The following is a 20290-nucleotide window of genomic DNA, read 5'->3' on the forward strand; positions in this document are numbered from 1 at the left end:
TTACTTCCATGGCGGCCATTGCCAGAATTACCCATGAGCTGATTCCGCAAATGGAAAAACCTTTGCAGACCACCCAGCTTATTTTTATCAATTCGGGCAGCATTGATATCAGTTTCCGTGATGACGAAAGACGTTTCGACGTGGAAGGATCTTATAATATCCGGTATCATGTGATCAAAAAACGTATCGATAAGGTGCATGTGAAGGAAACAGGAGAGCGTTTGACGCAACCGGGGAAAATAGCGCTCGTATACTTTAATTCGAAGTCGGCTGAGGAATATATTAATTATATAAAGTACCTTCAGGAAAAAAATACACTGAAAAATGACCTGGAATTTCTGGAACTGGAAGAATTACAGGGTGTTGCCGGTTTGAAAGCCCTGCGCGTAGGGGTAAATCTGGAAGGGGAGTGGAAGTAGGTAAATCGCTTTGTTTTCTCTGTTAAGTCATAATTTTAAAGATTGTATGAATTATACCAAACTCCTGGAACATGTTAAACATCACGTCGTTCATTCCTTTAAAACACAGCAAGGAGAGACGTTAATTTATCATAATGTAGCACATACCCAGGAGGTTGCGGATCACGCAGCCAAAATTGCGGAGCATTATCAGCTGCACGAAAAGGACATGTTTATTGTCGTGACTGCCGCGTGGTTTCATGATATTGGCTACCTGGCCGGCGAAAATGTGGGGCATGAGCAGCGTGGTGCGGAAATGGTGAAAGCGTATCTGGCAGAGTATGAGGTTAACGAAGAACTGATCAGTGCGGTGCAGGGGTGTATTCTGGCAACAGTTATTCCCCAAAAACCTGCCAGTTTTCTTGAACAGATTGTTTGTGATGCAGATTTGTATCATTTTGGATCAGCGCTTTTTGCCGAACGGAACAAGCTGATGCGAAAGGAAGTCGAGAAACGGCAGGGGATTAAAATCGATAAGAGCGAATGGCGGAAAAGTACCATTAAATTATTGGAAGAGCATATCTATCAAACCGATTATTGCCAGAATTTACTGAATGATAAAAAAAGTGAAAATCTGCAAAAGTTAAGGGAAAAAGATACCGAAAAGATAAAGGAGGAAGAGCCTCCGATTAACCTGCTTAAATATGTAGATACGAAAAATATGGCACCAGAACCTGAGATACAGGATGTAAAAAAGCCAAAGACAGACCGACCCGACAAAGGAATTGAGACGATGTTCCGGATCAGTTCCAATAACCATCAGCGGCTGAGTGATATGGCTGATAATAAGGCACATATCATGATCACGACCACGTCGATCATTATTTCAGTTTTGCTCAGTATTCTGTTGCGGAAATTGGAAGACAATGCCTATCTGATATTTCCAACGATTTTGTTGTTAACAATTTGCGTGATTACGATGGTTTTTTCAATTCTTGCCACGCGTCCTACTATCCCGCAGGGAACTTTCAGCGAACAGGATATCACGGACAAAAAAGTGAATCTTCTTTTCTTTGGTAATTTTTACCGGATGAACTACGAAGCGTATGCGTCAGGGATGCAGGCGATGATGAACGACCGGGACTTTTTATACGGAAGTCTTACCAAGGACGTATATTCACAAGGTGTGGTTTTAGGGAGAAAATATCGCTTGTTAAGAGTGGGTTACAACGTTTTTATGTTTGGGATCGTGGCATCTGTTGTCTCTTTTGTCATCGCTTCGATGTTTTTCGGGAAGTAATTTTAATCCAGAAGATATATAGGAAATTTTTACACTAAAATACAAGATAACAGAAACTGAATTCACATGAATTATCCTGTTAAGAAGTTGTTTGGGGTATTTTTTGCGTTGGCTGCTATTGGCTCCGCTTGTACCAATTCGCATGAAAACGAGCAAACGCTCAAAAATTATAATCTGGAAGCGCCCGAAAAATTTTTTATGCCTGAAAGTCTTTTTGAGATTTCGGGCATAACTTTTAACAGGGGGAATAGTGACACGGTTTATGCGGTTCAGGATGAAGAAGGAAGATTGTTCCGTTTGGGATGGGGTGTGAAAAAACAACGCAATAGTAAATTCGGCAAGAAGGGAGATTACGAGGATCTGACGATTGCCAATGACCGTGTTGTCATTTTAAAGAGCAATGGTACGTTATACTCCTTTCCTATGAGCGAGGCTATTTTTCCTGAGGCTGATAGCGTGCAGGAGTGGAAAAAAATCCTTCCAAAAGCGGAGTACGAGGGCGTTTATGCCAATGAACAAACGGATAGCCTTTATGTACTTTGTAAAAATTGTCCGCAGGATGATTCTAAAAAAAGTGTAACCGGTTATGCATTTCACCTGGGCGATAGCTCGGCCGTACACCGGACTTTCCAGATTAATGTAAAAGAAATAAAGGCGCTTACGGGAAAGGTAGAAAGAGGGTTCCGGCCATCGGGATTGGCACAAAATCCGGTCACAAAAGACTGGTATATCATCTCGGCCGTAAACAAACTGCTCGTTGTCACAGACAGCAACTGGAAAGTTCAACAGGCGGTTCCGCTTAATGGGAATACATTTGTCCAGCCAGAGGGAATTGCGTTTGACACTTCGGGGAATTTATACATTTCAAATGAGGGCGACGATTTCGCCGAGGGGAATATTTTGAAATTTGTAAAGTTGGGAAAATAGAAAGACATTCCTGAAATTTTGTTATGAAAATAAATATTTACTCGCTAGTCGTCGCGGTAGTCATTGTAATTTCTTCTTCCTGTTCGAGTTATAAAAAATTGCAATATTCGAAGGAAGCAAAAGGATGGGAGCAAAACACTCCCGCTCCCGGACTGGTGCTGAAACACACCATGTATCTGATCGGCGACGCCGGCAATGACTCGCCTGAGCATAAGGCGCCGGTACTTCTCTATTTGAAAGACAAACTTGCCAAAGAATCTAAAAACAGCTCAGCGCTATTTTTAGGGGATAATATTTATGAATATGGCATGCCGCCTGCTGAGGATTCGGCTAAGAGAAAGGTTGCGGAATATCGGATCACCTCACAACTGGAAACCCTTAACGATTTTCAGGGAAGGCCGTTTTTTATTCCGGGAAATCATGACTGGCGGGGTTGGGGTAGAAAAGGGCTGAAAAGACAGGAGGCTTTCATCCAGTCCTATCTGAACATCCGACGGGGAAAGCCTAATAAGGAGGAATGGGAAAATTACTTCCTGCCCCAGGATGGATGTTCAGGACCGGAAGTAATTGAGCTGAACGACAATGTGGTCGTGATTGCAGTCGATTCACAATGGTGGCTGACTGACTGGGATAAAGACAGCAAGATTAACGATGGCTGCGAGATCAAAAATCGCGCTACTTTCAATTTTGTCTTTGAAAATATTATTAGAAAATACCGCAATAAGAATGTGGTCATTGCGATGCACCATCCGCCGTATACCTACGGCCCCCACGGTGGAAAGTTCACCATTAAGCAGCACATTTTCCCGCTTACCGAAATGAACCCGAATTTGTACATTCCGCTGCCGGGTATCGGAAGTTTAAGTGCTATTTTTCGGGGCACTGTTGGCTCCCGTCAGGATACACACAACAAACTTTACAAGGATATGCGCGACGGAATATTGGCCGCTGCGCGAAAAAACGGCAATTTTATCTTTGCGAGCGGTCATGAACACGCGTTGCAGTTTATAGAAAATGATGGTCAGGATTTTGTCGTGAGCGGGAGTGGGTCAAAGAATAGCCCGATCGGCATGGGGAAGGGCTCTGAGTTTGCCTCTACCGCTTTGGGATATAGTACTTTGTCTTTTTATGAGGGTGGAGAAACCTGGGTTCAATATTGGGAGGTAGATGCGGACGGGCGTTCTGCCAGGATCGTTTTTCAGAAGAAGATCAAGGATAAATTGCCAGTGGCAACGGCTGAGCCGACGGTTGCATACAAAGAATACGAACAGCATGCTGACAGCTCCAGACAGTTTGTTTTGAGAAACGAGATTAAACCTGTTAATGGTTTTCATAATTTCTTGTTCGGTGCGCACCACCGAGATCTTTACATGGAAAAATACCCTTTCCCGGTACTTGATCTGGCTACTTTTAAAGGCGGCGTTGTACCGGTTAAGCAAGGCGGAGGTAATCAAACCAATTCGCTGCGTGTTCGAGGTGCGGATGGGAAGGAATATGTATTTCGGGATATGACCAAAGATGTCAGTCGGTTTCTGCCTTATCCGTTCAATAAAATGATGGCGGCGCAGTTTTTGGCCCAGGAGAACTTTCTTTCGACACATCCGTTTGCGCCTTTAACTTTCCCGAAACTGGCTGACGCCATTCAGGTTTATCATACAAACCCCCAAATTTATTATGTCCCGGCCCAGCCCGGTCTTGGTGTTTTTAACCAGATTTTTGGGGGCAGCCTGAGTTTGGTTGAGGAAAGACCGGACGGGAAGCGGTGGAAGGAAGCTCCTTATTTTGGGAATGCCGATAAAATTATCAGTACGCCTGATCTGTTGGAAAAGATTTTAGAAAGCGATAAGGATAAAGTCGATGAAAAATGGGCGTTAAAAACCCGCTTTCTGGATTTGATAACCGGCGACTGGGACCGGCACGACGATCAGTGGACATGGGCTTCTATCAAACAGCCGGATGGATCAAATCTTTATCGCCCGATTCCCCGTGATCGCGATCAGGCCTTTTCTAAATATGATGGTTTGGTCACCAATGTAGCCAGACTTACCATGCCATTTTTACGCCAGTTGCAGGTGTATGGTCCTGAGGTTCCCAATATGAAGTGGACGACATGGAGCGCGCGGTTGTTTGACCGTACTTTCCTGAACGGGCTTGACTGGAAACAATGGGAGGAGCAGATCCGCTTTGTACAGACAAATCTGACGGATCAGATGATTGAAGGAGCGTTCTCTGACTGGCCTGAAAAGGCCAGGGAGATGTCTGCTGCGTATATGATTAAAAGTATCAAAACGAGACGTGATAATCTGCGGGAACTTGCCAGAAAACATTATGAATTTTTAGGGCAATCTGTAAATGTTATTGGGACAGAAGAGGAGGAACGTTTTGAAATTGAACGAATCGATGACCAGCATACACGCGTAACGGTTTCCGGATTGGGTAAAAAAGGCCAGATCAAACAACAGAATTATCAGCGTGTTTTTGATCATGCGGTGACAAAAGTTATCAATGTTTACGGCAACGGAAATGAGGACGAATTTGTTGTGCGGGGCGACGTGGAAAAAGGTATCAAAGTGAGGCTGATCGGAGGGACCGGGAAGGACGTGTTCACAGACAGTTCCAGAGTACATCATGGCGGAAAGAAAACCATCGTTTATGACGACTTTGGCAAGAATACCATCAACGCCGGTGGCGAAACCAAAGATAAACGCACGAGCCTTTACCGATACAATATCTATGATCGTCGCAGCGCCGAAAGTGATTATGACATAACCATTCCGCTACCGATTATTGGTTTTAACCCGGATGACGGCGTTTTGGTTGGAGCGAATTTCAATATGATCAAATATGGGTTTAAGAAAGAACCTTATGCCTCTTTTCAGCACTTTGGTGGCAGTTATTCATTTGCCACCAAGGCTGTAAAACTGAATTATACCGGAGATTTTCTGAATGCGTTTAAAAGTCTGGATTTTTATCTGGATACGTACTATCATGGTCCGGCGTATGCGTTTAACTATGCCGGACTTGGCAATACATCGGAAAGGCCTGTTGATAATCCTAATTTTTATCGGGTGCGCCAGCGTTCTTTCCATGTGTATCCAGCCATTAAAAAAAAATTTGCTGGTAATAGCGGATTTGTAACCCTGGGGCCTTTATTTGAGATTTCGGATGTAGCATCAACGGCCGGAAGGTTTATTACAAGTGATAACAATCAGTTACCGGATGATATTTTTAAAACCAAATATTACAGCGGCGGACAGATGCTGTTTAATTTCAGCAGCGTGGATAATATTTTCGCGCCGCATTCCGGTATTCGCTTTAATTCAGGACTTAATTTTACAAAGAATCTGAGAGAAGATAAGCATTTTGCCGGCCTGAAAGCACAGCTGGCATTTTTCATCAGCCTGGACCGGAAGGAGAATCTTATCCTGGCTTCCCAGATCGGGACCGGTTTGAATTTTGGTAAGGGATATGAGTTTTTCCAAATGCCGACAATCGGAGGCAATCAGGGGCTACGGGGTTATCGAACCCAGCGTTTTTACGGAAAGAGCAGTTTATGGCATGCTACGGATCTGCGCGCGCGCCTGGGGAGTTCTGTAAATCCGACACTTCCGCTCACTTATGGTCTTTTTGGAAGTTTCGATTATGGGCGTGTGTGGCAGGAGAATGATGTCAGCAAAAACTGGCATTACAGCTACGGAGGTGGCATTTGGATCGCTCCGGTGGATATCCTGACTTTGTCAGTTGGCGCATTTATTCCAAAGGAAAAGAAAGAAGAAAAACCAAGAATCGCGTTCCAGGTTGGGTTTTGGTTTTAGTAAGTACATGATTGATCAGACTATTCAGGGAATGTAATTTTTTGACCATAACGGTATATCACAATGAGAAGTCAAATTCGGTTGAACATACCTTTGTTATTTGCCTGTACCGGTATCATTGTGATTGTCGTTGGGTTGTTCATGAAATCGGTCTTGGAAATTCAATTTTACGACACGTATTTTATTGCTTCTCAGAAAATAATCGCTGTTTATGCCTGCGGCACCATGGAAGTATCTGCCCTGGTTTATCTGACTTTAAACAAAATAGGTAAATATGTAAGCGCAAACCTTAGTCTTGTTCATTACGCAATGACTGTTTTTTCATCGGTTATCCTGCTGACGGTTCCTTTTTTTAACAACCTTTCGGACGATTTGGCCCTTTGGGAAATCGTATCAATGACCGTATTAGCGGCTGTTTCGGCTTTTGTTTTAGGTCAGTTTGCGTTGATCATTAACGTTATCCAAAGTCTGTTACGGAATAAACAACGATGAAGTGAATTTTGTAAACCTCACTGGCGCTGAATTATTTCAAGAGTTTTATAGCTCCAATGCGTTATCGGTTTTGGAGGCATATTTTCTCGTCGCTTACTGCAAAATCCCCTCACTTTGCAATTGGATTTTACGGTTGCAAAGCGAGGGGATTTTTACAAGTACTGTTCCTCAAAAGTTTACTTGATTTCGTGGTTGCTATAATCTCAATTCAAAGACATGATATAACCAATTCTTTGCAAGATGACAGTGTGGGATAGGTTTGTTAGTCTTTCACAAACCTTTTTGCCGTCCCGTCTGCAAATTTCAAAAAGTACAATCCACTCGCCAATGATCTGGTATTGATTTGCTGCTGTTTGCTGATTATGACAATACTTTGAATCTGCCGTCCTGAGAGGTCGTATAAGATCGCAGTGCTTTTAAGCAAAACATCGTTTACCTGGAGCGTGACAGATTCTCCCGCCGGATTTGGATAAATACCCGCCAGTTCTTGAACACTTTTTAGCGAAATGATCTTGCTGAAAGTAAAAGTCCCGTCGCGGTCCGACATTTTCAGACGGTAATAGATCGTGCCGCTGTAACCCGCCCGGTCATTGTAGCTGTACCGATGGTCACCGCTGCCGGCTGCCGAAACGAGGGCTATTTTGCCAAAACTTTTTGCGTTGACACTACTCTGAACTTCAAAATAGTCCGTATTGACTTCACTGGCGGTGCTCCATTGGAGCAAATTACTTCCTGTTTCTTTGCTGGCGGTGAAACTGATCAAACGCAGCGGCAAAGCAGATTCAATGGTTTTGATGAAAAAACCGCTAAAACCTGTGACATCAAAACTTACTTCCCAGCGGTTGGCATCGGCGTTCCAAACTACATTTCCGTTAGCGTCCGAAGGTTTGAAGGTCACAATTGCGCCCGTGTAAGAACCTGGCAAACCTGAACCATCGCTGCTCGCTCCGGAACGTTTTTCGATATGCAGGTTCGCTTTGTAATTTTCTGTATCTGCGGCGTTAACCGGCAACTTAGTGGAATTCCCAACATTGAAATCCGTGAATTCCTGCTGCGTAAAGTAAAGGGTTACTCTGGCGGAGGCATTGGCGGCATTGGTCGCGGGTGTAATCTGATAGTGTCTCTTTAGGAAGTTTACCGGCTGGGCGTTTGCCACCCAAACCTTGGCCGTGACGGAACCGTTTACCGGTGCGCCACCATTGGGCGACAAATAGGCCAGGATCTTGCAATTTGAACCATTGGTCGTCAGAATAAGATCTCCGGAAACAGTAGCGGAGGCTTCATTGCCATCAACAGCCAGCTCACGCGAGGTTCCGCCAAACTCATAAGCGCCCATGTCTACTAAATTTTCACGGATTCTTGGTTTGCTGTCCAGGTCAGTGGTAATGCCTGTCAGGTCGGGGATTTGACCCGATGCGAAGAAATTATATCCTTTATTTACCAATGGGCTGCAAGGCTGCAGCCGGTAATTACCTGCACCGACAAAAAGCGGATCGGTAGTACCGGCAATATTGTGGTTATTTGTGCTGTTTTCTCCCTGTACCAGGCTGTACTGAATTGCCAGCGTGGCATTATTGAAATTCTCAATATTGTTACCATAAACAATGCTGTTACGCAGTTTGGAGGAAAGACTACTATAATTACAAATCCCTCCACCCTGGCCCGTAGCTGTATTGCCGACAATGGTGCAATTGGTCAATGTCACGGATGCATTGGAAATAAGTATCCCCCCGCCATTGTTAGCCGTGTTGTTACTAATTAAACAGTTGGTCAGCGTTGGCGAGCCACCTGAAATTAGTACCCCGCCACCATCGGATGTGGAGCTATTGCCCGTAAAGGTGCAGTTGATCAGTGCCGGGGAGGAAGCGCTGATATAGATGCCTCCAAAAGAATGATTATCCATGACGACCAGATTAACCAGCATTGGAGATGCCCCCGAGAGGTTCTGTATGGCAGGGGCGTTTGTAGCTCCTGTGATGATAAAGCCGTCCAATACAGCGGCACTTGTGAGGGTGAGTCCACTGTTGATTAAAACACTGGCGCCGTTTGTTTGCAAGGTACTTTTATTAGAGGTTATGGTCAGGTTTCTCTCAGTCAGGCTCGCTTCTGTGCCAGTAAAACCACCGTAAATTTTCACACCTTCCTTCATGCTGTACGACCCGCCACCCGCTGGCTGATAGGTACCGCGAGCTACCCAGACCTGCTGACCGGCTGTAGCAGAATTAATAGCCACCTGCACATTACCCGCCGCACAATCCCAGCTTGCTCCAGAGCCTGTCGCACCTGCTTTGATATACGAAACACCTGCAACACCTACGGGCGGGGGATTGCCCTGATATTCATAGGTGCCCATATCTGTTACACCGTTGCTATAAAAGCGCGGGCTGCCAAGCAGATCCGTTGTGACTGCGGAAACATCGGGTGTCTGGCCACTGGCATAAAAGCCGTTGCTGGCTTTGTTCAAGGCCGGACTGCAAAGTTTCAGTTGATAATTACCGTTGGCAGCATCTTCAAAAAGCGGATCGGCATCACCCGAAATGTTATGATTAGCAGGATCGCTCGCTGAACCCTGCACCAGACTGTACTGAATATCCGTACTGGACCCTGACTCGTTGACTATGCCGCCTTCATTACCGTAAACAATGCTGTTGCGTATTTTCGCGGAAGAGCTGTTCGTATTGTAGATAGCACCAATGCCCGCCGCTGAGTTTGTATTCCCGGCAATCGTGCAATTGATCAGTACAGGAGAGGATATCGAATTATATATGGCTGCGCCGTTTGCGGGAGATGCATTGTCGATAATAGCGCAGTTGATCAGGACCGGAGAAGATCCCTGGTTAGATACAGCCCCGCCTGAATAATTGCCGGTGATGATAACATTGGCCAGCATCGGAGAGGACGAGAAGTTGTCTATGGCAGGACCGAAGGCGCTACCGGTGACCGTAAAGCCATCCAGCAAAGCAGCTGTCGTAAGGTTCAGGCCGTTATTCCTGATTACCCTTGCATTGTTGCCCTGCAAGATGCTTTTATTCGCGGTTTTCGACAAATCCCGGTCGGCAAATGTTAGCTCTGTTCCTTTGAAATTGCCGTAGATTTTCACCCCTTCTTTCAGACTGAACGACGCATTACGTGTTGGCTGGTAGGTACCGCCTGCCACCCAGATTTGTTCCCCGCTTTTGCTAACATTCAGCGCTATTTCTAAACTGCCCATCGGGCAATCCCAACTCTTTCCCGACCCTGTCCCGCCGGCTTTCACATACCAGATGTCTGCCACGCCCGCCAGTGGATCGCCCTGATATTCATAGGCGCCCATGTCCACGGCACCATTGCTGAAAAAACGGAGATTGCCATCCAGATCGGTCGTGAAAGCGGATACATCCGGGGTTTGACCACTGGCATAATAGGTTTTGCTGCCTCCGTTGACGGCCGGACTGCAAAGCTGCACCCGGTAATTTCCTCCGGCGGCATCCACAAAAAGGGGATCGGCATCACCCGGAAAATTGTGATCATTCGGATTGAGGTTGTTTTCTCCATACACCAGGCTATACTTCATGATCGTAGTGGAGCCTGCCTCACTAAATATACCAAGCGAAAGTGTCCCTCTTTTGTTGTTGGTAACAATACAGTTACGTAATTCGGGAGAGGAATTACCAGCATTGTAGATCGCCCCAACTGCACTGGATAGCCCCGTATTACCGGCAATCGTACAATTGATAAGTACCGGTGAGGATGCTGAATTATATACGCCTATGCCATTGCCGGTAGATCCGTTGCCGATAATAGCACAGTTGATTAGCACCGGAGAGGATCCCTGATTACTGACAGCCCCAGCCGCATTATTGCCCGTGATGATCAGATTGGCCAGCATTGGAGAGGATGAGATATTGACTATGGCAGGGCCGAAGACGCTACCGGTGACGGTAAACCCATCCAGCAAAGAAGCAGTCGTGAGGTTCAGGCCTTCATTCCTGATGACCATTGCATTGTTCCCTTGCATGATGCTTTTATCAGCTGTGCTCTTCAAATCCCGGTCAGCAAGTGTTAGCTCTGTACCTTTGAAATTGCCATAGATTTTTACCCCTTCCTTCATGATAAAAGATTTGTCCCGTGCTTGCTGGTAGGTGCCGCCACCCACCCATACCTGTTCACCGCTTGACGCAGAAGTAATCGCAACCTGTAAATTCCCTGCCGCACACCCCCAGTTTGCTCCTGAGCCCGTTCCGCCCACTTTCACAAATGAAACGCCCGCAATGCCTGTTGGCGGGTTACCCTGGTATTCATAAGCACCCATGTCTGTCACGCCGTCGTTATAAAACTGGGGATTACCATCCAGATCGGTGGTGAGAGCGGATAAATCGGGCGTTTGGCCGCTTGCAAAATAGGTATTGCTGCCCTTGTTCAAACCAAAGCTGCAAAGTTGCAAACGGTAATCTCCTCCGGCGGGATCTACAAAAAGCGCACTGGCATCACCCGGAATATTGAAATCATTTGGATTGGACGTGTCGTCCCCCGGTACAAGGCTGTTCTGTACCAGGCTGTACTTAACTGCTGTTGCAGACGTAAAGTCATTCCTGATGTTACTGCTATTACCAACAACACTTTTGTTGCCGGAAATGATACTGTTCCGCAGTTTGGGCAAAGAATTACTGGCATTGTTCATACCACCGGTACCGGTATTGCCACCAATCGTACAATTGGTAAGTATGGGAGAGGATGCCGAATTGTAAATACCTCCACCCTGCTGCGTTGAATTGCCAGTGATCGCGCAATAAGTCAGGATTGGCGAGGAGTTTGTATTGATCATCCCTCCACCGAATTGCGGTGCTGTATTATCCCTGATGTAACATTTGATCAGTACCGGGGAGGCTATTTCATTGGAGATTCCTCCGGCGGTATTTCCACTGATGATCAAATTAACCAGTTTCGGCGAACATGAAGTATTGGCGATACCAGCAGTATTGGAAGCGCCGGTAATGGTGAATCCGTCCAGAAGGGCGGCATTGGTGAGCAGATTGTTATTATTGGTGATCACGCTGGAACCGTTGCCTTGCAGGATGCTTTTATTGGCGGTGATCATCAGATTCCGGTCGGCAAGATTTACCTCAGTGCCTGCAAAGCCGCCATAAATTTTCACCCCTTCTTTCATGGCAAATGACTGCCCGGCCGCGAGCTGGTAAGTGCCCCCGGCTACCCATACTTCATCACCGCTGGATGCACCATTGATGACAGTCTGAAGATTACTGCTTGCAGCGGACCAGGATATGCCTGAACCTGTCCCGCCAGGCTTTACATAAAATCTTGCAGCAAATGTACCGGTTGAAAAAGTGGTTGTAAAGAACAGGTGAAACAATATAACGGATGCCCGAAGGGGGACAAAAAATAGGAAACACCTACTTTTTGTGGGAGGTAAAGTTGGATACATACAGGAAGTAAAGTTTGATACATAGAGGAATGAAAGTTTGCATTTTACGCGAATAATTAAAGTTCAAGCTTTTATCCGCAAAATCCTAGGGAAAAGATAATGCCGGTTATTTTCCTGGAAATTTCACTGAGAAAGAGCGTATTTAGGGCAATAACCAATGCTTGCGGTTTGAAAAGACTATTTTATTTTGACAAAATAGTAAATCCCACAAGAACAGATACTAATTTTATGACCCACTTAAAACGTATCCGGTTGCCAATGAAATTATCTTCGAGCTTGAAAAAGTTAGTCTCTGTGTGCATGTTTCTTATTTTTTCTCATTTTACACACGCACAGCAATATGTTTTTTTTCTGCACAACAAATTTATTGAAGAGAATGTGTTGAACGATGCGCATCCGGAGTACGGGAAGGCAGAATATTATCAGATTATTTATGCCTTTAAGAGGAAGGGATTTCAGGTGATCAGCGAGCTGCGCCCTAAGGATACGGACGTCAGGGTATATGCCCAAAAGGTTGTGGGGCAAATCGACAGTCTGATGGCAGGCGGAGCAAACGGCTCTCAGATAACGGTTATTGGTACATCCAAAGGAGGATATATCGCACAGTTTGTTTCGAGTTATCTTAAAAACAGAGATGTGAATTATGTTTTCATCGGTAGCTGTGGGGAAGAAGATGTAACGGGTATGCCGGATATCAATTTCAGTGGAAATGTGCTTTCTATTTATGAAAAGAGCGATTTGTCGATGCAATCTTGTCTGAATATGCAGAACAGGTCGGCAAATGTGACGGGACGTTTTAAAGAGATTGAACTGAATACGGGGCTCAAACACGGTTTTTTATTTAAAGCGCTGCCACAGTGGATCGGGCCGTCGATCAAGTGGGCTGCAAGAAGCTATGGCTCCGACCACACCAGGACATTGTCTTTGGAGGGAGCTTCTTTTTCGGAAAAATTGGATGCGTTTTTGTCCGCCCCGACGGAAAAACCCTTTAACGGAATCGTACTGGTCTCACAAGGTGGGTTATCAAAATTTGCAAAAGTATATGGACGTCCGTCGCTTGAAAAGGATGTGGATTTTAAATTCGACGATCAGTTTGTGATAGGGTCTGTCAGTAAGCAATTTACATCCGTTCTTTTGTTACAGGAATATGAAAAAAGACGTGTGAAACTGGAGGCGCCCGTCAAAACCTATTTGCCGGAATTACAGCAGACCTGGGCAGATACCGTGACGGTTCACCAGCTACTGACGCATACGCACGGCATTACGGCATTGGATAAACCGCTGGCATTTAAACCCGGCACACAGTACGCATATTCACAGATTGGTTATGATCTGCTTGCAAGGATCACGGAAAAAACATCCGGCAAATCTTTTGCTTCCCAGTCGGCCGCACTTTTCCGGAAATGTAAAATGTATAACACTTTCCACCCGGACACCAAAGGTTATCACAATCTGGTACCGGGTTATACCGAAGACGAAAATGGAAGCCTTATCACGGAAACAAGAACTTTTCAGAATTTCGTTGCGGCGGGTTCTTTTATATCCACGGCGCAGGATTTGGTTACCTGGAATGCGTGTTTGCATGAGGGCAAACTATTATCGGCGTCAACTTATAAACTGATGACGACAAAACAGAAAAATGCGGTGCGCAATCACCCGATTTTCGGTGTTGTTGATTATGGTTATGGAATCACGGTAGATTCTCATGAAGAGGTATCGCAGTTGGGACAGACTGGTTTTTCTCCGGGATTTATTTCTATGAATTTTTATTTCCCTAAAACGAAAACCAGTATCATCGCCCTGGATAACGTCGTTTGGAATGAAGATGACCTGAAAAGTGCATTTCAATATCATTCCGAAATGTTGAAAATGATCAGGGAGAGCAAACTGGTGAAGAAAAGTTATTAAACTGGAAAGGGTATAAATATTGTAGGTGCTATGCAAAGGACCGTTGATTAATACCATAAAAGGTATCATCTGTCTTTTAATATGCGGATCATTAATATGATATTTGTATCGGATAATTACAGAATCAAAACACAGAGGGCCTGGCAATAAAAGTCTTACCTTTTTTGGATGCGGTAATTGTCGGTTCAAGAGTTAAAACCCTGTTTTTAATCCATAGCAATCATGAAACATAGCCGTTTATATAGCGTGGCGTTTAATAAATGTCCACGTTGTGCTGAGGGAGATTTTTTTATTACAAAAAGTGCTTATAGTCTTAAGTTTGATAAGATGAACAAACGCTGCCCGCATTGTGATGAAAACCTTGTGCCTGAGCCTGGTTTTTATCAGGGGGCGCTGTATATGAGTTATGCTTTTTACGTGGTTTTTATGCTGGCATACTTCCTGGTCTTTGTCAATTTGTTTGGGGAATATCTGGATTATTTTCTTTACAGCATTATTCCCGTCCTTATTATTCTTACACCGTATTTTTATCGTTTGGCCAGAAGATCATGGCTTGCCATTTTTATAACGCCCCGCGAAGAGGAAGTAGTACAGAACGTTAAGTAAGTATATCCTGCCCCGCAATGCTGTATTTCTGGAATATTTGTATTACAGAGATACAGTATTGCGGGATTTTTGTAGCTAAAATTTCTGGAATTCGGATGGGCGGACATTGACCAAGCCGTAAAAAGTATTGCTGAAGGTAGCAATGCTGTTGTAGCCCGTTTCATAAGCGATTTCGTTGATCGTTTTATTGGTTTGCAGAAGCTGCTCCATCGCCCGTATCATACGCGAGAGCTTTAAGTATTGCAGAAAAGAGGTATCCAGCGTAGCCTGAAATAATCTGGAAAGCGTTCGGACACTCATGCCGAAAGTTTTGGCTACAAATTCGAGATGAAGCGGCGCCTCCAGGTTGTTCTGAATATATTGGATGATTGGCTGCATACGTTCATGATCCGTAGTTGGCAGGACAATGGGTAGGGGATGTGTGCTAATGCGGGGCAGAAGCCTGCGCAGGGTTGTCAGGAACTCATTTTCAAAAGTTTCTGCGGCAATCTCCCCATTCCATTTTTCCGTGTACTGCACCATTTCCAAAAACAGTTTGTTCGCCGGATATATGCCCATTTTATTGTAAAATGGATGCAGGTCACTGGCTGGCATTGCGAAATAAAGATTACGTACAATGGAAGAGTTCTTTTTCTGATGCACGAAATGTTCCAGTCCGGGCGGAATCCATATATAATGACGTGCGGGTAAAAAGTAGGCCTTGTCCGTTGTATTCAAATAAGCGATACCGCCTTCTACATAGGTTAACTGACCTTTCTGATGGTGATGAAATGGAAAGCGATTTTCCATTCTGTCATGCAGTACGTAATTGGAATCGGGATTTTGGTCAATATTAACCAATTGCTCGGAAACATTCATAATGGCCGGAATTAACAAATATTTGGCAATATATAGAAAGTAGTTGTTTTTGACACATATTACCTTTGTGAGGTCATCAAACAAATGTATGTGTTACCATCAAAAACAATTTTTGACTCTTCTGTTTTTCGGAATATCAGGACTTCAACCAACTCATTCACAAGAAACTACCAGTACACCGGATTCACTAAAACTATCGTTGCAGCAGGTCTGGCAACAAGCTGAAACACACAACAAAAGTGTTCAGATACGGCAATTGCAGATAGTTGTCCGCGATGAAAATCTGAAAGATGCCAGGGCCGAGCGCTTGCCGGAAATAAAAAGTGCCACGAAATATGCCAGGGTCTCTGATATGCCATTGTACGAAAATGGTATTTTTAGTAAACCTGTTTATGGAAATATCATCCATAATTATTTCCAGTTGAACGCAGAGGCATCCATGGTGCTTTACAACGGGGGCAAGATCAAGACAAAGATCAGGGAAGAGGAGGTCGAGCATGAGATTGCAACGATCGAAAAAGACTTAACGGCGTCGGAGATCAAGTTTAAAGCGACAGCTTTTTATCTTGAAATTGAACGGAATATGGTATTCAAAAATCTGGTATTGGCAGATATTGCCGAGCAGCAGAAGCGACTCGACCAGATTCGCGAATTGTTCAAGAATGGGGTTATTCTTAGAAGTGACGTGCTTCGGGCTGAGCTGCAATTATCCAAACAGAAAATGCTGCTTGTTGAAATTGAAAACACCATGGCAATCAACAACCAGAAACTCGTGATCCTGATCGGGTTGCCGGAAAACGCCCTTATAAAGCCGGAAGAAATTAGTCTGGCGCAAGAAAATCCGGGTAAAATTTATGATGATTATCTTACCGATGCTTTCGCACATGCGTACGGGATCCGGATATCGGAGAAGGAAACTGAGCTGAAAAAACTGGCCCTTAAAGAGGTTAAGTCAAATGCGTTGCCCAAAGTCGTGGCTTATGCCGAGTACGGATACACCTATCCGCAAATTCTTTTTTATCCTTATGCTGCATCGCTTTATGGTTTGGGGCAGGCGGGGGTTAAAGTTTCTTATACGCTCTCGTCGCTTTATCAAAATAATCATAAAGTAAAAGCTGCTAAAATTAGCATTGAAAAGCAACATCTTAGCCATGGCGACGAAGAAGACGCACTGAAAGTTCAGGTGCATGAGGCGTATGTGCGGTATAAGGAATCGTTAAAAAGGATTTCAGTTTCTGAACAGAACATTAAACAGGCAACGGAAACTTACAGGATTGTTTACCATACTTATTTCAATCAGCTGGCGCTATTGACCGATTTGCTGGACGCAGATACCCAATTGCTGCAATCGCGCTTCGATCTGACTTCGGCACAGATCCGTGCAAAACTCGAATATTATTACCTCATGAAAACCATCGGCGAACTTTAAGAAAATGAGCACCACGCAAAATCAATTTAACAATTCGGACAAACTGATCACAAAAGTTACAGCCTGGATTGCCGGGATAATCCTGGTCGGGTTATCCATCTGGGGACTTTCTACCGTATGGGCGCTGTGGAAATATGAGGTGACGGAGGACGCGCAGATAGAGGAGTACATCAATCCGGTGACATCGAGGGTAGGAGGGTATATACGGGAGATTTTTTATGAAGAAAACCAATCGGTAAAGAAAGGGGATACGTTGTTAATCATCGACAACAGGGAATACCAGTTTGAACAGGAAGAGGCAGAGGCGGCGTTGCTTAATGCAAAAGCACAGATCGGTGTGTTACAAAGTGCTGTACAGACAACTTCCAAAAACGCAACTGCAAACGAGGGGCAAATAGCAGCTGCGAAGGCAAAACTATGGCATCAGGAACAGGAATTTGCGCGTTATGAAAAGCTGCTGCAGGTGGAAGCTGTGACGCAACAGCAATTTGAAAACGTGAAAACGGCACTGGAAGTGGCGAAAGCAGAGTATAAATCGTTTCAGGATACTTACCAGGCATCGTTATCGAAAGTCAATGATGTTGCGGTGCAGCGCGAAGTTGCTTTGGCTGAGATCAAAAGGAGGGAGGCGGTTGTTAACCGTAACAAACTGGATGTTTCGTATACGGTGATCACGGCACCTTATGATGGCAAAATGGGCAGGAAAACGATTCAAGATGGCCAAATGATACAAGCCGGACAAACGCTTGCCTACATTGTCGACCAGCATGAAGGGAAATGGGTTATCGCCAATTTTAAGGAAACCCAGATCCGGCACATGCGCACAGGCCAGCTTGTCGATATTGAAGCAGATGCCTTGCCCGGAGAACATTTTAACGGCAGGATTGTTTCTCTGTCTCCGGCAACGGGTTCGAGGTTCTCATTACTTCCGCCTGACAATTCAACAGGGAATTTTGTGAAAATTACACAGCGGATTCCGGTGCGGATATTGCTTACCGATGCAAAATCAAAAATAGAATATTTACGGGCAGGTATGAATGCGATTGTGGTGGTTAAGAAAGGAGCCTTAAGCCATGAATGAAGTGCAGCGGCCCTTATTTAAACCCTGGGTCCCGGAGTGGCTGATACGCGGCAGTATTGGAATTGTTATGCTTCCGCTGCTGGCACTTTTCGGATTATTTACCAGCAACATCAATGCTACCGCAGGATATTACGGCATCGAACCGGTAGATGTTCAGTATTCGACGATCCTTTACTATGCGGCGCTTGTCAGTTTTTATTCCCTTGAACAGCGTTTTTTTAACTATTTGCCGACAAAACAATACTTCATTATCAATCTGGTTTTACTGATGGCGACCTGTTACGTCTGTTATTACACGCGTAGTCCGTTTGTTTTTTTGTTAACCAGATTTTTGCAGGGGATATTCACTGCCGGAATTAACAGTATTTGTATTACGCTGATATTTCGGAGGCTGTCCGGTGAACGGGCCAGGGAAATCGGGTATTCCATTTTTTACGGTTTGCTGGTTATTTCCGCGCCACTTACCATGTTTAGTGCGTCGCTGATCATCGAATATTTTGGTTATCAGGCGCTGTATAAAGCAATGGTCTATATGATTTTACCGGGATCGGTGTTGCTGATGAGTATCATGAATAACATCAGGCTCGGTCGCAGATTCCCTTTATACCAGCTGGATTGGAGCAGCTTCATTTATTATGTGTGTTTCTTATGTCTTTTTAGCTATATATTAATCTACGGACAAACCAATTACTGGCTGGAAAATTTCCATGTCTGGGCTTGTATGGGTGCGCTGCTGGTGCTCATGCCGTTATTCATTATTCGGCAAAACAGCCTGAAAAGACCCTTTATGAACCTGGCAGTGTTCAAATATTCTAATTTTCGGATTGGGGCGTTTTTGCTTATTTCGTTTTATATCTGCCGTGGCTCGCTGAACATTACCTCCAATTATTTCGATGCTGTTTTGGGTATGGACCCGATCCATGTGTCGGAATTGATGCTTGCCAATATGATCGGTGTGGCGGTCAGCGTTTTGGTGTCTTCACGGTTAATTTTACAAAAAAGACCTATGCGGATGATCTGGCTTAGCGGTTTCGGCTTTTTGCTGCTTTTTCACGGCTGGATGTATTTTCTTTTTTCAGTTGAAGCGGATGCATCTACTTTTGTTCTCCCTTTGATCGTTCAGGGACTTGGTACGGGTACGCTCATGACACCCCTGATTATTTTTACGGTTTCATCGGTTCCTGCGGCTATTGGCAACTCGGCTTCTATGGCGGGAATTCTTTTCCGTTTTACGGGTTTTACGTTGAGTATGGCTACGATCACATCCTTTCAGCTGTTTTCAAAAAGCGTTCATCAGGATGATTTTCGCAATCAGATCACAGTTTTGAGCACCGTGGTCACGGACCGGCTTGCCGGATATCAGCATCAAATGGAAGCGCATGGTATTCCTCAGGACCAGGCCGCTAAAATTGCGACCGGCTTATTGAACAAAGCCGTTGAAAAACAAATGCTGCTGCGGTATGCAATGGATTATTATTCGTGGGTTTGCTGGGGAATTTTATTTGTGATGCTGCTGATCGCGTTGTATCCCTATTTTAGTCATACCGTGCTTAATCTTAAAACACGGCAGCCGGAGCCTTATTGATTGTTGCGGGAAATTGGCTGGGGTATCAATGTAACACTACGCTACCGAAGTTTTTTTTAACATTTCATTATCTTTAATTTCACCCATCGTTTAAGATTCTTTTAATTCCTCATTAATTTAATTGGTCCTTTCCATACCACGACACGTTCCTATGGAACGAAAACCAGATCGATCTACCGCAGTTTCTACCAACGAAATGTCCCGATGGGACAAAAACATTCGGATGTTTCGGTATTTTGTTCCAAAAGGAACATTTCGTTGGTAGTCATGATGTTGAAATTGTAAAATATCGTTCCTTTGGAACGGTTGATGGTGTTGGATGCAGTTAGTCGAGGTATCCAGATCGCCCGGAGTTGGTTTTGGATATTTTCCCGCTTCAAACTTTCGCCATTTTAATTGCTGCGAAAATTATCTTCGGGTAGCGTAATATAACACTTAATGGTATAACAATTTGATATTCAATTACATT

General features: G+C 44.6%; 12 protein-coding genes. 10 read left to right on the forward strand and 2 right to left on the reverse strand.

The genetic code is table 11. The annotated features are described in order from the left end of the window. Nucleotides 1-8 precede the first annotated feature (8 nt). The 5 genes from RB622_RS12900 to RB622_RS12920 all read left to right on the forward strand — a co-directional run bounded on the left by RB622_RS12900 (nt 9) and on the right by RB622_RS12920 (nt 6932). On the forward strand, nt 9-419 hold the full coding sequence (locus RB622_RS12900; RefSeq protein WP_308046971.1) for a hypothetical protein: 411 nt from the start codon (nt 9-11) through the stop codon (nt 417-419). Nucleotides 420-465: 46 nt separating this feature from the next. Then, a complete protein-coding gene (locus RB622_RS12905) occupies nt 466-1698 on the forward strand; it encodes a Pycsar system effector family protein (protein ID WP_308046972.1) in 1233 nt (410 codons plus the stop codon). Between the two features lie 66 nt (nt 1699-1764). After that, complete coding sequence (locus tag RB622_RS12910; RefSeq protein WP_308046973.1) at nt 1765-2625, forward strand: SdiA-regulated domain-containing protein; 861 nt, start codon at nt 1765-1767, stop codon at nt 2623-2625. Between the two features lie 23 nt (nt 2626-2648). Further along, the gene (locus RB622_RS12915) at nt 2649-6440 is read left to right on the forward strand and encodes a metallophosphoesterase (RefSeq protein ID WP_308046974.1); all 3792 of its coding nucleotides are present in this window, start codon (nt 2649-2651) and stop codon (nt 6438-6440) included. Nucleotides 6441-6503: 63 nt separating this feature from the next. Continuing rightward, nucleotides 6504-6932 (forward strand): hypothetical protein, encoded by a 429-nt coding sequence (locus RB622_RS12920; RefSeq protein ID WP_308046975.1) that lies wholly within the window; start codon nt 6504-6506, stop codon nt 6930-6932. Between the two features lie 262 nt (nt 6933-7194). Here RB622_RS12920 and RB622_RS12925 read toward each other — a convergent pair whose 3' ends face one another. Beyond that, on the reverse strand, nt 7195-12282 hold the full coding sequence (locus RB622_RS12925; RefSeq protein ID WP_308046976.1) for a right-handed parallel beta-helix repeat-containing protein: 5088 nt from the start codon (nt 12280-12282) through the stop codon (nt 7195-7197). 372 nt (nt 12283-12654) lie between these two features. On the opposite strand from RB622_RS12925, the gene RB622_RS12930 reads away from it, so the two are divergent. Continuing rightward, nucleotides 12655-14262: a serine hydrolase domain-containing protein gene (locus tag RB622_RS12930; RefSeq protein WP_308046977.1), complete on the forward strand. Its 1608-nt coding sequence runs from the start codon at nt 12655-12657 to the stop codon at nt 14260-14262. A 327-nt stretch (nt 14263-14589) separates the two neighbouring features. After that, nucleotides 14590-14868 carry a DUF983 domain-containing protein gene (locus RB622_RS12935; RefSeq protein ID WP_308046978.1) on the forward strand — a complete coding sequence of 93 codons (279 nt, stop codon included), beginning with the start codon at nt 14590-14592 and terminating at the stop codon, nt 14866-14868. 75 nt (nt 14869-14943) lie between these two features. Here RB622_RS12935 and RB622_RS12940 read toward each other — a convergent pair whose 3' ends face one another. Beyond that, a complete protein-coding gene (locus RB622_RS12940) occupies nt 14944-15726 on the reverse strand; it encodes an AraC family transcriptional regulator (protein ID WP_308046979.1) in 783 nt (260 codons plus the stop codon). Nucleotides 15727-15838: 112 nt separating this feature from the next. Between RB622_RS12940 and RB622_RS12945 the strand changes: the two genes are divergently transcribed. Genes RB622_RS12945 through RB622_RS12955 form a run of 3 tightly spaced genes read left to right on the forward strand, consistent with a single transcriptional unit; the run spans nt 15839 to nt 19821 of the window. Then, entirely contained in the window at nt 15839-17155 is a 1317-nt protein-coding gene (locus RB622_RS12945; RefSeq protein WP_308046980.1) for a TolC family protein, read from the forward strand. 4 nt (nt 17156-17159) lie between these two features. Beyond that, nucleotides 17160-18236: an HlyD family secretion protein gene (locus tag RB622_RS12950; RefSeq protein ID WP_308046981.1), complete on the forward strand. Its 1077-nt coding sequence runs from the start codon at nt 17160-17162 to the stop codon at nt 18234-18236. After that, nucleotides 18229-19821, forward strand: a complete 1593-nt coding sequence (locus RB622_RS12955; RefSeq protein ID WP_308046982.1) for an MFS transporter — start codon at nt 18229-18231, stop codon at nt 19819-19821. Before RB622_RS12950 ends, RB622_RS12955 begins: the two co-directional genes overlap by 8 nt. Nucleotides 19822-20290: the final 469 nt, after the last annotated feature.

The organism is Dyadobacter sp. LHD-138, from assembly GCF_030929615.1.
Classification (GTDB): Bacteria; Bacteroidota; Bacteroidia; order Cytophagales; family Spirosomataceae; genus Dyadobacter.

Coding starts and splice junctions, on each gene's coding strand:
- RB622_RS12930 (WP_308046977.1), top strand. CDS start 12,655: ATGTTTCTTATTTTTTCTCATTTTACACACGCACAGCAATATGTTTTT.
- RB622_RS12950 (WP_308046981.1), top strand. CDS start 17,160: ATGAGCACCACGCAAAATCAATTTAACAATTCGGACAAACTGATCACA.
- RB622_RS12900 (WP_308046971.1), top strand. CDS start 9: ATGGCGGCCATTGCCAGAATTACCCATGAGCTGATTCCGCAAATGGAA.
- RB622_RS12905 (WP_308046972.1), top strand. CDS start 466: ATGAATTATACCAAACTCCTGGAACATGTTAAACATCACGTCGTTCAT.
- RB622_RS12920 (WP_308046975.1), top strand. CDS start 6,504: ATGAGAAGTCAAATTCGGTTGAACATACCTTTGTTATTTGCCTGTACC.
- RB622_RS12955 (WP_308046982.1), top strand. CDS start 18,229: ATGAATGAAGTGCAGCGGCCCTTATTTAAACCCTGGGTCCCGGAGTGG.
- RB622_RS12910 (WP_308046973.1), top strand. CDS start 1,765: ATGAATTATCCTGTTAAGAAGTTGTTTGGGGTATTTTTTGCGTTGGCT.
- RB622_RS12940 (WP_308046979.1), bottom strand. CDS start 15,726: ATGAATGTTTCCGAGCAATTGGTTAATATTGACCAAAATCCCGATTCC.
- RB622_RS12915 (WP_308046974.1), top strand. CDS start 2,649: ATGAAAATAAATATTTACTCGCTAGTCGTCGCGGTAGTCATTGTAATT.
- RB622_RS12935 (WP_308046978.1), top strand. CDS start 14,590: ATGAACAAACGCTGCCCGCATTGTGATGAAAACCTTGTGCCTGAGCCT.